Annotated in this window: 12 protein-coding genes; 3 read left to right on the top strand and 9 right to left on the bottom strand. The window is 72.4% G+C overall.

Annotated features, from left to right (window positions below; translation table 11 throughout):
- Positions 1 to 38: 38 nt before the first annotated feature.
- A complete protein-coding gene (locus N8I87_RS15960; protein ID WP_263209377.1) occupies positions 39 to 914 on the bottom strand; it encodes an ABC transporter ATP-binding protein in 876 nt (291 codons plus the stop codon).
- The gene (locus tag N8I87_RS15955) at positions 907 to 1,818 is read right to left on the bottom strand and encodes an ABC transporter permease (protein ID WP_263209375.1); all 912 of its coding nucleotides are present in this window, start codon (positions 1,816 to 1,818) and stop codon (positions 907 to 909) included. The genes N8I87_RS15960 and N8I87_RS15955 overlap by 8 nt, the downstream gene beginning before the upstream one ends.
- Before the next feature lie 188 nt (positions 1,819 to 2,006).
- Here N8I87_RS15955 and N8I87_RS15950 point away from each other — a divergent pair, with 188 nt between their 5' ends.
- On the top strand, positions 2,007 to 2,633 hold the full coding sequence (locus tag N8I87_RS15950; RefSeq protein ID WP_263209373.1) for a TetR/AcrR family transcriptional regulator: 627 nt from the start codon (positions 2,007 to 2,009) through the stop codon (positions 2,631 to 2,633).
- A 453-nt stretch (positions 2,634 to 3,086) separates the two neighbouring features.
- Here the strand turns inward: N8I87_RS15950 and N8I87_RS15945 are convergent, their stop codons facing one another.
- From N8I87_RS15945 to N8I87_RS15930, 4 genes are read right to left on the bottom strand one after another with little or no spacing between them, the layout of a single operon-like run.
- Positions 3,087 to 4,025, bottom strand: a complete 939-nt coding sequence (locus tag N8I87_RS15945; RefSeq protein ID WP_263209371.1) for an ADP-ribosylglycohydrolase family protein — start codon at positions 4,023 to 4,025, stop codon at positions 3,087 to 3,089.
- Positions 4,026 to 4,054: 29 nt separating this feature from the next.
- Positions 4,055 to 5,035, bottom strand: a complete 981-nt coding sequence (gene galE / locus N8I87_RS15940; protein WP_263209369.1) for a UDP-glucose 4-epimerase GalE — start codon at positions 5,033 to 5,035, stop codon at positions 4,055 to 4,057.
- 37 nt (positions 5,036 to 5,072) lie between these two features.
- Positions 5,073 to 6,683 carry a glycosyltransferase family 2 protein gene (locus tag N8I87_RS15935; RefSeq protein WP_263209367.1) on the bottom strand — a complete coding sequence of 537 codons (1,611 nt, stop codon included), beginning with the start codon at positions 6,681 to 6,683 and terminating at the stop codon, positions 5,073 to 5,075.
- A gap of 15 nt (positions 6,684 to 6,698) precedes the next feature.
- Positions 6,699 to 7,961, bottom strand: a complete 1,263-nt coding sequence (locus tag N8I87_RS15930; protein WP_263209365.1) for a glycosyltransferase family 87 protein — start codon at positions 7,959 to 7,961, stop codon at positions 6,699 to 6,701.
- Between the two features lie 241 nt (positions 7,962 to 8,202).
- Here N8I87_RS15930 and N8I87_RS15925 point away from each other — a divergent pair, with 241 nt between their 5' ends.
- Positions 8,203 to 9,699 carry a glycosyltransferase family 39 protein gene (locus N8I87_RS15925; protein ID WP_263209363.1) on the top strand — a complete coding sequence of 499 codons (1,497 nt, stop codon included), beginning with the start codon at positions 8,203 to 8,205 and terminating at the stop codon, positions 9,697 to 9,699.
- On the opposite strand, the gene N8I87_RS15920 is transcribed toward N8I87_RS15925, so the two are convergent.
- Entirely contained in the window at positions 9,647 to 10,132 is a 486-nt protein-coding gene (locus N8I87_RS15920; protein ID WP_263209361.1) for a MarR family winged helix-turn-helix transcriptional regulator, read from the bottom strand. The genes N8I87_RS15925 and N8I87_RS15920 overlap by 53 nt on opposite strands.
- Positions 10,133 to 10,257: 125 nt before the next feature.
- Between N8I87_RS15920 and N8I87_RS15915 the strand changes: the two genes are divergently transcribed.
- The gene (locus N8I87_RS15915; protein ID WP_263209359.1) at positions 10,258 to 10,671 is read left to right on the top strand and encodes an organic hydroperoxide resistance protein; all 414 of its coding nucleotides are present in this window, start codon (positions 10,258 to 10,260) and stop codon (positions 10,669 to 10,671) included.
- Positions 10,672 to 10,832: 161 nt separating this feature from the next.
- On the opposite strand, the gene N8I87_RS15910 is transcribed toward N8I87_RS15915, so the two are convergent.
- Both N8I87_RS15910 and N8I87_RS15905 read right to left on the bottom strand, forming a co-directional pair.
- On the bottom strand, positions 10,833 to 12,107 hold the full coding sequence (locus N8I87_RS15910) for a hypothetical protein (RefSeq protein ID WP_263209358.1): 1,275 nt from the start codon (positions 12,105 to 12,107) through the stop codon (positions 10,833 to 10,835).
- Positions 12,104 to 14,320, bottom strand: a complete 2,217-nt coding sequence (locus N8I87_RS15905; RefSeq protein WP_263209357.1) for a bifunctional glycosyltransferase/CDP-glycerol:glycerophosphate glycerophosphotransferase — start codon at positions 14,318 to 14,320, stop codon at positions 12,104 to 12,106. Before N8I87_RS15905 ends, N8I87_RS15910 begins: the two co-directional genes overlap by 4 nt.

Raw genomic sequence — 14,320 nt, 5'->3', positions numbered from 1 at the left:
CTTGCGCCGCTGGAGGGGTTCGGGACCGCTGGAGGGGTTCAGGAAGGAAGAGGGACCTTCTCCGCCGCCGGTTTCGGCTGAGCCGCCTGCTTCGGCGGTGCCTTCTTGGGGCCCTTGTCGCCGGTGAACGCCTCGTACTCCTTGAGGACGTCCTCCGTCGGCCCGTCCATGCGCAGCTCGCCGCGCTCCAGCCACAGCACCCGGTCGCAGGTGTCCCGGATCGACTTGTTGTTGTGGCTGACCAGGAACACCGTGCCCGCGTGCTTGCGCAGCTCGCGGATCCGTTCCTCGGAGCGCTTCTGGAAGGAGCGGTCGCCGGTGGCGAGGGCCTCGTCGATCAGCAGCACGTCGTGATCCTTGGCGGCGGCGATCGAGAAGCGCAGCCGCGCGCCCATGCCGGAGGAGTACGTCCGCATCGGGAGGGTGATGAAGTCGCCCTTCTCGTTGATGCCGGAGAAGTCGACGATGTCCTGGTAGCGGGACTTGATCTCCTCGCGGGACATGCCCATGGCCAGACCGCCGAGGAAGACGTTCCGCTCGCCGGTCAGATCGCCCATGAGGGCGGCGTTGACGCCGAGGAGGGAGGGCTGGCCGTCGGTGTAGATGTGGCCGTTCTCCACCGGGAGGAGCCCCGCGACCGCCTTCAGCAGCGTCGACTTGCCGGAGCCGTTGGTGCCGATCAGGCCGATCGCCTCGCCCTTGTACGCCACGAAGGAGACCTTCTTGACCGCGTGCACCTTGCGCACGCCCGCCGCCTTCTCCGCCTGCTTGCGGCGCAGCATGCGGTTGAGGGCGGCCGTCGCGGAGCCGCGTCCGGCGCCGGTGCCGTTGACCCGGTAGACGATGTCGACGCCGTCGACGACGACGGTGGGGATCCGGGACTCCGGAATGCGGTCGTTCACGTTGTCAGCCACGGCCGTACGTCTCCTCAGCCTTCCAGAAGTAGATGAAGCCGCCGACCCCGGCGAGCAGGGCCCAGCCGACCGCCGCCGCCCACACGTGCGGGGGGAGCTGACCGGCGTGGAAGCTGTCGATCAGCGCGTACCGCATGAGGTCGATGTAGACGGCGGCCGGGTTGGTCTCCAGGGCGACCGTCAGCAGGTGCGGCAGGTGGTCCTTCTTCGTCAGCTTGTCGATGCTCCACATGACGCCGGAGACATACATCCAGGTCCGCAGGATGAACGGCATCAGCTGGGCGATGTCCGGGGTCTTCGCGCCCATCCGGGCCATGATCATCGAGACGCCGGCGTTGAACGTGAACTGCAGGACCAGCGCCGGGAGCGCCAGCAGCCAGGAGGCCGCGACGGGCACGCCGAAGCAGAGCAGGATGACGATCAGCGCCGCCATCGAGAACAGCAGCTGCTGGAGCTGCTGGAGGCAGAACGAGATCGGCAGCGCGGCCCGCGGGAAGTGCAGCGCCCGCACCAGGCCGAGGTTGCTGGAGATGGCCCGGGTGCCCGCCAGGATCGAGCTCTGGGTGAAGGTCCAGATGAACACGCCCGTCACCAGGAACGGGATGTAGTCCGGCACACCGTGCTTGGTGCCCAGCAGGACACCGAAGATGAAGTAGTACACCGCCGCGTTCAGCAGCGGGTTCATGACCTGCCACAGCTGGCCGAGCTTCGCCTGGCTGTACTGCGCGGTGAGCTTGGCGGTGGCGAAGGCGGTGATGAAGTGACGCCGTTCCCACAGCTGCCGGATGTACTCGGGCAGGGTGGGGCGCGCGCCGCTGACCGAGAGCCCGTGGCGCGCGGCGAGCGCCGCGAGGTCATCGGCCGGGGCCGGTGTCGGGGGCGGTGTGTCGAGGACCTGGCTCACATCCGCTGCTTTCGCTCGGGGGAGTGGGGGTGCGTGCGTCCGGTCGGCGGGTCCGTCCCTCGGTGTTTCGTTACACGTCTCTTCACGTTTTCTTACGTCGGGACGGCACCGTATCGTCGCAACGGGAGCGTAGGCCCAATCGACGTCGGAACGCAACCGTTTCGTCGTAACGCCCTATGCTTGACGCCATGACGACGAACGCCGACGAGCCGCAGACGCGCCCGCGCCGACGGATCCCCGCCGGGGCGGCCGTGCTCAGGGAGGATGTGACCGAGGCCATCCGGGCGGCCGTCTTCGAGGAGCTCGCGTCCGTCGGCTACGCACGGATGTCCATCGAGGGCATCGCGCGCCGCGCGGGTGTCGGCAAGACCGCCGTCTACCGGCGCTGGAAGTCCAAGCTGCATCTGGTCCTCGACGTGGTGTCGGCGCTCGCGGTGCTGGGCCTGCCCGTCCCGGACACCGGCTCCCTGGAGGGCGACCTGCGGCTGCTGTACGAGGTGACGTCCCGCGCGCTGCGGCATCCCGTCGCTTCGCAGATCATCCCGGACCTGCAGGCCGAGGCGGCCCGCAATCCCGAGATCGCCGAGGCCATGCAGAAGGCGCTGCGCGACGGGCAGGAGGGGGTCGCCAGCAAGATCATCGCGGCGGCCGAGCAGCGGGGGGAGCTTCGGCGGGGTGTCGACGAGGAGCTGGCGCTCGATCTGATCTCCGGTCCGCTGTACTGGCGGTCGGTCGTCATCCGTAGTCCGAAGCTGCCGAAGGGGTATCTGGAGGCACTGACGCGGGGCACTGCGGCGGCGCTCAAGGCGTTGTGAGGTTGGGCGGCGTTGTGCGGGCCCGGGTTGGTGCCGGGCGGTGTTGTGGGGGTGCCGGGGTTGGTGCCGGGCGGTGTTGTCTGGGTGCCCGGGGTTGGTGCTGGGCGCGGTGGGTCGCGCAGCCCGGCGCTGACGGGGTGCCTCCCCCAAGCTCTCGGCTTCGCTCGAGCAGGGGGACCCCCATCGCCCAGCCGTGCCGCCTGGGGGTCCCCCCTGCTCGAAGAGCTTGGGGGAGGCACGACTGCCCGCAGCTGGGTGCGCCCGCGGGGCGGTTGCCCGCAGGTACGTGCGGGCGGCGTGATTGCCCGCAGCTGGGTGCGTCGGCGGGGCGGTTGCCCGCAGCTGCGCGCGAGTGGCACGACTGCCCGCAGCTGCGCGCCAGCGGTACAGCTCCCGCAGCTACGCGCGTCGGCGGCGCGACTGTTCGTAGTGCCCGCCCCGGCGCCTGATCCGCTAATCCGCCAAGCGGCGTGCCAGTTCCGCCAGTTCGTCCGCCCGTAGGACCCGCTCGTCGAAGCCCGGGAGGGGGACGTGCAGGGCTTCGGTCCAGCGGGATGGGACGGCGTTGATGCCGTAGACCACGCCGGCCAGGCCCCCGGTGACGGCCGCCACCGTGTCCGTGTCGCCGCCGAGGTCGACGGCCGTGCGTATCGCCTCCTCGTAGGTGGACGTGGTCCGCAGGGCCCAGACGGCGGAGCCGAGGCAGGGCCAGACGGCGCCGTTGAACTCCGTGGCCAGGTCGGGGTGCCAGTCGGGCGCGAGGACGTCCGCGTAGCGGACCCGGTGATCGGGGTGGACCTGCCGCAGCGCCTCCGGTACGGCGTCCAGCGGGTCGCCGCCGTCCAGGCCGACCCGCATCAGCTCGTGGAAGAGCGCGGTTCCCTCCCATGCCGCCCGGTCCCCGTGCGTGAGGGCGGAGATGCGCCGGGCGGCGTCCATGGTGCCGTCCGTGCCGAGGCCCGCGAAGTGCACGGCGGACGGCGCGGCCCGCATCAGCGCCCCGTTTCCGGCGCCGCGCTGACTGCTCTGGAAGTGCACCGCGGCCGCCGTGTCCCACGGGTCGCCGCTGCCCAGCACCGCCTCGGTCTGCAGCCCGATGTCCTTGGGGTCGGCGGCCGCCCACCGCTGGAACCGCCGGAAGAGGTCGGGCGGTCGGAGCCCGCCGCACTCCAGCAGGGACTCGGCGACCAGCACGGCCATCTGCGTGTCGTCGGTCGCCTCGCCGGGGTCCCAGCCGCCGCCCCCGCACATCTCTCCGCCCTGCCCCGGTTTCGGGAAGCGTGCGGAGAAGGCTCCCTCGGGGCCGAACTCGAAGGGCGCGCCCAGGGCGTCGCCGACCGCGGAGCCGATCACTGCGCCGATGGCGCGTTCGATGCGCGGAGACTCGGTCATCCGGGCAGAGTAAGGCCCTCCGGTTACGGTCAGGTGCGCGCCGCCTCCGGATGTGTGCGGACCCAGCCCGCCCACGCCGAGGTGATCATGTCCTCGACGTCGTGCTTGGCCTCCCAGCCCAGCTCGACGGCGATACGGTCGGCGGAAGCGACGACCCGGGCGGGATCGCCGGGGCGGCGCGGGGTGACGGTCGGCGGACGGTGGTAGCCGGTGACCGCGTAGATGTGGTCGATCATCTCCCTGACCGAAACCCCCTCCCCGCGGCCGATGTTGAGGGTCAGATCGTGGCCGGCCGAGGACTGCAGGGCACGGGCCACGGTCACATGGGCCTCGGCCAGGTCCACCACGTGGATGTAGTCCCGTACGCAGGTGCCGTCCGGGGTCGGGTAGTCGTCGCCGAAGATGCGCGGGGCCAGGTTCTCCGTGAGCTTCTCGAACACCATCGGGATGAGGTTGGAGACGCCCACGTCGGCCAGTTCCGGGGCGGCCGCCCCGGCCACGTTGAAGTAGCGCAGCGAGGCCGTGGACAGGCCTGTCGCCCGGCCGGTGGCGCGGACCAGCCACTCGCCCGCCAGCTTCGTCTCACCGTACGGCGACAGGGGCACACACGGCGTCTCCTCCCGTACCAGGTCGACGTCCGGCATGCCGTACACGGCCGCGGAGGACGAGAACACGAACGACGGCACCTCCGCCGCCGTCACCGCCTCCAGGAGGACCCGCAGGCCCTCCACGTTCTCCCGGTAGTACTCCAGCGGGTGGTCCACCGACTCGCCCACCTGCTTCTTCGCCGCGAGATGCACGACACCGGTGACGGAGTGCTCGGCGAGGGCGCGCGCCAGCCGGTCTCCGTCCAGCGTCGACCCCGCCACCAGGGGGACTCCGTCGGGCACGCGCTCGGCGAGACCGGTGGACAGGTCGTCGTACACCACCGTCCGTTCACCCGCCTCGGCCATCGCCCGTACGACATGTGCCCCGATGTAGCCGGCGCCACCGGTGATCAGCCAGGTCATGTGCGGCCGTCCCCTCGTAGATCGGTCCGATCGGATCTCAGTGAAGCAGGCGCCGCAGCCTGCCGCGGGCCACGGCCACGACTCCCCGTGTCCCGGCTGCCACGCGCAGTGCCAGTGCCCCCGAGTGCGTGGCGTACGGCTGTACGAGCAGTAGACCGTGTCGGGCGCTCAAAAAGGCGCGTCGGCGCAGCAGACCGGCGCCCGCGACCGCGTGCGCCGTGACGTCCCGGTGCGCGCCGTGCGCGAAGCGCAGACGCAGCCGCAGATCCCAGGTGCCCGTGCCGAGGGCGTCGAGTTCGAGGGGCACCTCCGCCGACCATGTGCCGTCGCGGGACGGGACGAGCGGGGACGTGCGGGAGAGGGAGGTACGGCCGTCATCCCGCCCCCGCCACTCCGCCTCCACCGCCTCCGGGTGCGCCTGTGCCACCCGTCCGTACAGCTCGTGCAGGCGCAGCCGCAGGCGGGTGGCACGCGCGCGTGGGCGCAGTTCCGCGTCGACCGCCAGCGGGAGGACGCGGACGGGGCGGGTCAGAAGGGGAGTCAGGGTGACCTGGGGGAGGGCGTCGGACCAGACCGGGGTGCCGTCGGAGGAGCGGGCGTAGGGAGGGCGCAGCCGGGCCGGGCGGGCGGCCAGTTCCCTCAGGCGGGCAAGGTCGCGTGGTTCGGGGGACTCCAGGACGACGCGGGCGAGCAGTCGGCCGGGGGCGGTCGGATCGAGCCACCAGTCCGTCGCGTCGTAGCGCGCGAGGTACGCCCGGGTGTGCGCCCACCATGCGCGCCGGTAGTGCGCGTCGCGCAACTCCAGTTCGCGTGCGTATATGCGCAGGTCGTGGTCGAGGAACTTGGCTCGCGCCGCGCGGGCCAGCTCCTTCTGCCCGGCGCCCAGCAGGATGTCGTACGCCAGCGCGCAGGCCTCCGTGCGCGCCCGCCAGTTGTCGATGGCGGAACGGTCCAGGGAGAGCGAGAGCCGGTCGGCCGAGCGGCGCACGTGCCACACGTACACCGGGTCCGGCACCAGGGCGACGCGCGGCCCGGCGGCCAGCACGCGCGCGGTGAAGACGAAATCCTCGTAGAGGAAGCGGCCTTCGGGGAAGCGGATGCCGTGCTCGCGCAGAAAACCGGTGCGGTAGAGCTTGTTGACGCACAGGGTGTCGTGGACGAGACGGAGGCGCAGGGAAGGGCGTGCGAGAACCGAGTGCGCCCGGTACAGCGCCGGCTGCCACGGGCGCTCGCGCCCCGAGGGGAGCTCACGGCGCACGCACAGCCCGCCGGTCACCTCGGCGTGCGTCCCGGTCGCGGCCATGAGCAGGGCGTCCACCGCGCCCGGCGGCAGTACGTCGTCGCTGTCCAGGAACATCACGTACGGCGCCGTCACCGCGTCGAGGCCGGTGTTGCGCGGGCTGCCGCAGCCCCCGCTGTTGACCCGCCGGCGCACCACCGTCAGCCGCGGCTCCACGGCGGCCAGCTCGGCGAGCAGCTCGGCGCTGCCGTCCGTGGAGCAGTCGTCCACGGCGACGACCTCCCGCACTGAAGGCCCCTGCGCGAGCGCCGAGCGCACCGCGTCCCTCACACGCGCCGCGTCGTTGTGGCCGATGACGACGACGCCCGCGTGAGGGGCGCGCAACGAGGCATCCGGAGGGGTGGACATGGACGCGAACTCCCGTCAGGAGGCGCTCAGCGCGCGGTCCGCGAGCCGGCCGGGGCCGGAGCGGGGTTCGGCCACCGGCACGGGCTTCTCGGCCGCGGGCCGTGCGGAGCGCCACAGCCGGACGAAGGACAGCACGGCGGCGGCCGCCAGCAGACCGTTGCGGACGAGCATCAGCAGACAGCCCGTCCAGGTACAGCCCACGACCTCGGCGTACAGCGCGGGGTACGCCACCGCGCTCACCGCGGTCGCCGCCAGCACCAGCACGGCGACCGGCCGCTGGAGGGTGTGCCGCGAGGTCAGACAGACGGCGGCCAGACCGACCAGCCAGATCATGTACTGCGGGCTGATGACCCGGCTGGTGACCGTGAACAGCAGGACGGCGCACAGCGCGGCGTCGAACGGTGTCGCCTCGGTCCAGCGACGGGCCCGCACGCGCCACAGCAGCAGGAGCGCGAAGGCGGCCGCCGTCAGCGCGAGGGAGGCGGTCGCCACGGCGGAGACGTACGGGCCGACGAGCTCGATCGCGCCGTACTGGTAGTGGGCCCTGCCCGGCCAGCCCGCGTGCCGCGCCAGGCTGAGCGCCGTACCGCCGAGCGACTCGATCTGCACGCCCCGGTTGCCCTGTTGCCGCAGAAAGGCCAAAGGATTGTTGAACGACACGACGAAGAGCCCCAGCGAAGCGGCCCCCGTGACGCCCGCCCATGTCCACGCTGAGCGCGTCGCCGGCCCCCTCGGGGTCCCCAGCAGCACCAGCGCGGGCCACACCTTCACCAGGGCGCCCAGCGCCGCGAACGCCCCGCACGCGCGCGTGGAGCGCGACAACGTCAACAGGGAGAGGACGGCGAGGGCGGTCACCTGCACGTCGTACCGGGCGAGCGGGAGGTGCAGCAGCAGCGGCAGCCCGCCGATCCACACGGCGGCCCCGAGCAGGCTGCGCCCGGGGCGCGTGCCCGCGCGGGCCAGCGCCGCCGTGACCAGCGCGTCGGCGGCCAGGGTGAGTACCACGAAGGCCTGGAAGTACGTCAGGTCCGGGAACAGTCCGGGCGACAGCAGCACCGCGCCCGCGCCCGGCGGGTACTGCCACAGCGTGTCGTGCGCCGGGAAGGAGCCGTGGGACAGGGTTCCGTACCAGCGGAAGTACAGCCGCCACACCTCGCGCGCCACCGCGCCCCGGCCGAGCACGGGCTCGGTGTTGTGGGCGAGCAGCCACAGCATCAGGGCGCGGGTGGCGAGCCAGGAGACGGCCAGGGACGCGAGGGGAACGTGACGGTGATTCATCACCCCGGAGCGTAAGCCGCGCGGATGGTGTAATAGTGCTGATACGCCGTCAATACCCGGCAAAGGTTGGCTAATCGCACAAGATCGGGCCGTGGTGAACATGGGGCCCCCGCTCAAACCGCCGTTGGACCCGGCGCGGAATCGGCTGCCGAGAGCACGCTCGGCACCGCCGGCGAGTCCGTCGCCGGGCCGCGCCGTCCGCCGTGCCGAGGCACTGGCCGTGGCCGTCCCCGTGGCCGTGATGACCCTACTCGGGCTGTGGGGGCTCGACCGCGGTGCCATATGGCGCGACGAGGCCGTCACCTTCCAGGTCGCACGGCGCACGGTGCCGCAGATCTGGCGGCTGCTGCACGGCGTCGACGCGGTGCACGGCCTGTACTACCTGCTCATGCACGCCGTCCTCGCCCTGCACCCCGGCGAGGTCATGCTCCGGCTCCCGTCGGTGTGCGGCGCGGCGGCGACCGCGGGCCTGGTCGCCGCGCTCGGCACCCGGCTGGTCCGGCCGCGGGTCGGGCTGTGGGCCGGGCTGCTGTACGCCATCACCCCGATGGCCGGCCACTACGCGCAGGAAGGCCGCTCGTACGCCCTGGTCGCGGCCGGTGCGACGGGCGCGACCCTGCTGCTCGTACGGGCCGTCACGGCGGGCGGCCGGTCCTGGTGGACGTACGGCGCGATCCTCGGCGCCACCTGCTGGCTGCACGAACTCGCGGTCCTGCTGCTCCTCGCCCACGCGGTGACGCTGGCGCTCGCGAGGGTGCCCGTGCGGGTGTGGCGGGGCTGGGGGTGCGCGGCCGGCGCCGTCGCCCTGACGCTGCTCCCCATGGTGGCCGTCTCGCACGCCCAGTCGGCCCAGCTCGCATGGCTCACCGAGCCGACGCTGGAGAGCGCACAGGGCCTGCTGCGGGCGTTCGCCGGGCCGACCTCGCAGGTGTACTGGACCTGCCTGGCGTTCGCCGTGGTCGGGATGACCCGGCTGGCCGGGCGGCGCGGGGAGGTGACCTGCGCGGGTATCGCGCTGCCCCTGGCGGTGGTGCCGCCGGTGACGCTGATGCTCGCCTCGCAGTCCTCGCCGCTGTACGTCGACCGGTATGTGCTCTACGCGCTCGCGGGTGCGCCGCTGCTGATCGCGACCGGCGCCGATCGGGTGGCCGTGGCACTGGCGCGGCTGTGGACCGGTTCACCCTTTCGGGTGCGATCCGGCTCCTCGTTCCTCACCCTCACGGGTGTCCTCGCCATCACCCTCGCCTTCACCCATCAACTGCCCCTCCTGCGCGACGACCGCCTTCCGCGCCACCGCCCCGACAACCTGGCCGCCGTCTCCGTGGCCGCCTCCCATGAACTCCGGCCGGGGGACCCGGTGTTGTTCCTGCCCTCGCACGCGCGCGGCGCGGCACTGACGTATCCGGCGGGATTCAGGGGCACGCGGGACGTGGCGCTGGCGGTGGGGGCGCCCGAGTCGGGGACGCTGTACGGCACCGAGGTGGACGCGCGCGTCCTGCGGCACCGGCTGGCCGGGCTCGACCGGGTGTGGGTGGTCGCCGAGCGGTACATGCTCGACGCGCCCCGTCGGCCGAGCAATCCCGTGGAGCGGGCCAAACTCGACGTCCTGAACGGGCAGTTCGCGGTCGACGCGGAGACGGTACGGAACCGGGTGACCGTCCGGCTGTACGTCCGCCGCCACCTCGCTACGGGGAGTCCGGTGCGCCCTCCAGCGCGGCCGAGTCCAGGGCGTTGGTGAGCCGGTCGAGGCGGTCCCGCAGGTCGTTGATCTCGTCGATCCCGAAACCGGTCGAGGCGGCGATGTGACGCGGCACCTGCAGCGCCCGCTCGCGCAGCGCCGCGCCCTCGTCGGTCAGCCGTACATCCACCGAGCGCTCGTCGCGCATGCTGCGCTCCCGCCGGACCAGACCGGCCCCCTCCAGCCGCTTCACCAGCGGTGACAGCGTGCCGGAGTCCAGGCGCAGGTGTTCGCCGAGCTTCTTGACCGGCAGCTCGCCGTGCTCCCACAGCACCAGCATCACCAGGTACTGCGGATAGGTGAGCCCGAGGTCCTTGAGGACCACGCGGTAGACGCCGTTGAAGGCGCGGGACGCGGCGTGCAGGGAGAAGCAGATCTGGCGGTCCAGGCGGAGCCAGTCGGCCTCGGCGGCGGGAGCGGGCGTGGCGGTCATGGGTCCAGGGTAGCTCTGCCGGGCGTCATTTAGTTGTGCACAACTAAATTGTGTGCTCTACTTGTGGTCGTGAGGGCGGCCGGATCAGAGCCGCCGGAACGTGACTTCGAGAGGGATGGTCTTCCATGGACGCGCTCTACACCGCTGTCGCCACTGCCACCCACGGCCGCGACGGCCGTACCGTCTCCTCCGACGGCAGGGTCGACCTCAAGCTGGCCCCGCCGGTGGAGCTGGGCGGCAACGGCGAGGGCACCAACCCGGAGCAGCTCTTCGCCGCCGGTTACGCCGCCTGCTTCGGCAGCGCCCTGGGCCTGGTCGGCCGCGCGGCCAAGGTGAACGTCAGCGACGCCGCAGTCACCGCCGAGGTCGGCATCGGCAAGCAGGGCGAGGGCTTCGCGCTGAAGGTCGCCCTGCGCGTCGAGCTGCCCGACACCGTGGACGAGGCGACCGGCCGCAAGCTCGTCGAGCAGGCCCACCAGGTCTGCCCCTACTCCAACGCCACCCGCGGCAACATCGAGGTCACCCTCGTCATCGAGTGAACCTCGTCCCTGAACGACCCGCGCCGACGCCTCCCCGTCCGGTCGGCACCAGGCACCGCCCGCCTCCTCGGGCGCACCGCGCCGGCGCGTGAGCGGCCGTCGGCGCACCCGGTGCCGACGGCCGACAGCGGGGCGCTCGGCGCGGGTCGATGCCCCGCCCTTCACCCCACCGGGTGAACCTGGCGCTCGCCCTTCCCCTGCGCCGGCAGTGTCGGCCGGTGTCGTGCGAGCGGCTCCAGCAGGAGCGGCACCCCGACCACGGGCAGCAGCCAGGCCAGCACGATCAGCCGCTCGCCCCAGACGTTGATGTCGGGATGCGCGGCCTGGGTGAGGATCCCGGTGAACGCGGCCGCCAGCAGGAAGCAGCCGGACGCAGGTCGCCGCAGCGCGCCCCACGCCCCGGCCGCCAGCGTCGTCAGGAACAGCGGCGCCATGAACTGCCGCCGCACCCACTCGATCCAGAAGCTCGACTCCAGATGCAGGAACTCCGGCCACGGATGCGCGCGGTCCGGCCGGTGGTAGTGGTCGGTCAGCAGGTCCTGGAGGCTCTCCGACTCGGAGGGGTAGTGCAGCAGCCGCGCCAGCAGGAGCGTGCCGAGCGCCGCGCACCAGCCCGCCACCGCGATCGCCGCGACCCCGCGCCCCACGGCACGCCCCCGCCACCGGCGCCGTACCGCTACCGCCGTGGCCGCCGCGCCCAGGCACAGCCCCAGGAACAGCGACTGCGAGTGCTTCACGGCGAAGAGCGCGAGCAGACAGCCGGCGACCAGTGCCGCCCCGGCCCGGGGACGGCGGTTCAGGGCCAGCGCGCAGCCCCACACCGCCCCCAGGGTCAGCGCCAGCATCAGCCCCTCGGCCATCGGGCGCATGGCCGTCGTACCGCACGGCAGGACGTAGTACAGGGCCTGGCCGCTCAGGGCGAGCGGCAGGGGCACGGCCAGGGTGCGCAGGATCAGGAACGCGAGGACCCCGCCCGCGGCCGTGACGGCCACGCTCGCCAGCCACACGCCCCAGGTCACGCCGAACACCGTGATGAACGGCACCAGGAACAGCGGATATCCGGGCCGCACCTCGAAGATCCGCTTCAGGCGCGGGGCGATGAACGGCGCGATGCGCCCGTCCGTCTGCCCGCCCCGCAGCCGCCGGTCCACCAGCCCCAACTGGTCCGCCTCGCACTGCGCGACCACCCGCCGGGTGGGGCTCGGCCCATGGAAGCGCACCACGTTCACGCTCTGGTTGCGGCGCGCGAGGGACGCCCGGCCGGCGCAGACCCAGTCGACGGTGGCCGTGGCCGCCGACCGCTTGTTCTCGCCCGTCAGGTTCAGCGCGTACGACACGTAGTTCTTGGAGTCGGGCGTGTCCCGGCCGGTGACGTTCGCGAGCTGGAGCACCGCGAAGACGGCGGCCAGGAGCAGGACCCAGCTGCGCGGCCTCATGTGGCGGCCAGCAGATCGTGACCGGCGGCCGGACCCGGCACCCGCGCGGCGTCCGCCCCGGGCACCGTCTCCCCGAGCAGCAGGGTCCGTACGACCCGCTCGGCGGCCCGCCCGTCGTCGAACTCGCAGAACCGCGCCCGGAACTGCGCCCGCAGCCGCGCCGACTCCTCGTCCCGCCAGGCCCCGGAGGTGAACAGCCACGCCAGCTCCCGGTAGGAGCGCGACACATGGCCCGGCGCCTCGGCGGTGATGTCGAGATAGGCGCCCCGGCTCGCCGTGTACGCGTCCCAGTCGTCGGCGTGGACCACGATCGGCCGGTCGAGGTTGGCGTAGTCGAACATCAGGGCCGAATAGTCGGTGACCAGCACGTCGGAGGCGAGCATGACCTCCTCGACGTGCGGCTCGTCCGTCGCGTCGACCACCACACCCCGGCGGTGCAGCTCGGCCAGGCCCATCCCGCGCGCGGGACCCGTCGCGAGAGCGGGATGCAGCCGTACGACGAGGGTGCAGTCCTCGCCCAGGTCCGTGGCGAACCGGGCCAGGTCCACCCGGTCCACATGGCCGCCCCGGCAGTAGTCGCGGCGGGTCGGCGCGTACAGCACGACCCGGTGGTCGTCCGGGATGCCGTACCGGAAGCGGAACGCGGCCCCGGCGTCCTCGGCCGGGTCGACCAGTACGTCGTTACGCGGGCTGCCGGTGCGCACCGAGGTGAAGTGGCAGGGGTAGGCCCGCTCCCACACCAGCTCGGAGTGGCGGTTGGCGACCAGGCTGTAGTCCCAGCGGTCGGCCCGGCGCAGCATGTACGGCACGTCGACGCCGTGCCGGGCGCCGGGCTTGCCCAGCAGGTCAGCGCCCATGTACTTGAGCGGGGTGCCCTGGTGGGTGTGGATGTCGACGCTGCCGGGGCGTTTGGGCAGGGTGGCGGGCCAGATGGTGTTGCTGACGAAGAACTTCGCCCGTGCGGCGACGGCGTGGCAGCGCGGGGTGTCGAGGAGTACGTGCTCGACGTCCGGGGGCAGCTGGGCCGCCTGTTCCTCGTCGCGCACCACCCACACGCCCCGGATGTGCGGGGCGATCTCCCGTGCCTTGCGGTACACGGCCGCCGGATCGCCGAGCACCCCCTGGTGCGAGAACGCCGCGTACATGGCGAGGTCCGGGTCGAGGGGGCGGCGGGAGTGAAGTCCCGACCAGCCCTGCTTGGCCCGGCCGGCCACCACGCGGCGGACCTGGAGCCCCCGCCGCCCGAGCTCCCGGCCCGCCCGTCCGGACTGCCGCCTGACCACATAGGCCGGGTACGAGCCCGTCAGCAGGGCGACCTCGCCGTCGACCCGCGCGTTCGCGGGCCTGTGCCTGCGGAACATCTCCGCCGTACGCCGGAAGAACTCGGCCCGGTCACGGGGCGGCAGCCGGTCCGGCTTGGCGAGGATGTCGAGACAGTGCTCGCCCATCTTGCGGTGCAGATAGGGCCGCCAGCTCCACAGCTCCGGGTGGTCGTCGACGTACGCGAAGACCCGCGCGTACTGGTCGTGGACGTCGAAGTGCTTGCGGCTGGTGGTGGACAGGATGTTGCCCTGGCGGCGCTGGCGGTAGTTCAGACAGATCCGGTCGAGGGCCGCGATGCGCCCGGCGCTGAGCATCACCGGGAAGGTCCAGGGCGTGTCCTCGTAGTAGCCGGGAGGGAAGCGGAAGCCGTTCGGCTCGACGAACTCGCGGCGGTAGACCTTGTTCCACACCACCATCAACAGGTCGAGGATCTCCGGGTGTTCGGCGGCCGTGAAGGTGCCGTCGCCCGCCTCGGTCAGCACATGGGCCAGCACGTTGCGGCGGGTCCCGCCCCACCAGTAGGTGCGCGCGTAGTCGAAGACCAGCACGTCCGGATCGTCGGTCTCCTCCAGCCGGTCGGCCATGGCGCGCAGCGCGCCGGGCGTGAGGGTGTCGTCGCTGTCGAGGAAGAACAGGTAGTCGCCGGTGGCGTGGGGGAGTCCGGCGTTGCGGGCGCGGCCGAGGCCGACGTTCTTCGGCAGGTGCAGGACCTTCACGCGTGGGTCGCGGGCCGCGTACTCGTCGAGGATCGCGCCGCAGCCGTCCGGCGAGCAGTCGTTCACGGCGATCAGCTCGATGTTGTGGAACGACTGCTCCAGGACCGAGTCGAGGCACTCGCGCAGGAAGCCCTGAACCTTGAAGCAGGGGACGATGACGCTGAAGCGGGGCAC

Origin of the sequence: Streptomyces sp. HUAS 15-9 (genome assembly GCF_025642155.1) — a bacterium.
GTDB lineage: Bacteria > Actinomycetota > Actinomycetes > Streptomycetales > Streptomycetaceae > Streptomyces.
Note: the sequence above shows the minus strand (reverse complement) of the source record. Positions and strands in the feature narration are given on the sequence as shown.

What these genes read in the sequence shown, in the direction of transcription:
- N8I87_RS15950 (WP_263209373.1), top strand. Translation starts at nt 2,007, where the DNA reads ATGACGACGAACGCCGACGAGCCGCAGACGCGCCCGCGCCGACGGATC.
- N8I87_RS15945 (WP_263209371.1), bottom strand. Translation starts at nt 4,025, where the DNA reads ATGACCGAGTCTCCGCGCATCGAACGCGCCATCGGCGCAGTGATCGGC.
- galE (WP_263209369.1), bottom strand. Translation starts at nt 5,035, where the DNA reads ATGACCTGGCTGATCACCGGTGGCGCCGGCTACATCGGGGCACATGTC.
- N8I87_RS15935 (WP_263209367.1), bottom strand. Translation starts at nt 6,683, where the DNA reads ATGTCCACCCCTCCGGATGCCTCGTTGCGCGCCCCTCACGCGGGCGTC.
- N8I87_RS15930 (WP_263209365.1), bottom strand. Translation starts at nt 7,961, where the DNA reads ATGAATCACCGTCACGTTCCCCTCGCGTCCCTGGCCGTCTCCTGGCTC.
- N8I87_RS15925 (WP_263209363.1), top strand. Translation starts at nt 8,203, where the DNA reads ATGACCCTACTCGGGCTGTGGGGGCTCGACCGCGGTGCCATATGGCGC.
- N8I87_RS15920 (WP_263209361.1), bottom strand. Translation starts at nt 10,132, where the DNA reads ATGACCGCCACGCCCGCTCCCGCCGCCGAGGCCGACTGGCTCCGCCTG.
- N8I87_RS15915 (WP_263209359.1), top strand. Translation starts at nt 10,258, where the DNA reads ATGGACGCGCTCTACACCGCTGTCGCCACTGCCACCCACGGCCGCGAC.
- N8I87_RS15910 (WP_263209358.1), bottom strand. Translation starts at nt 12,107, where the DNA reads ATGAGGCCGCGCAGCTGGGTCCTGCTCCTGGCCGCCGTCTTCGCGGTG.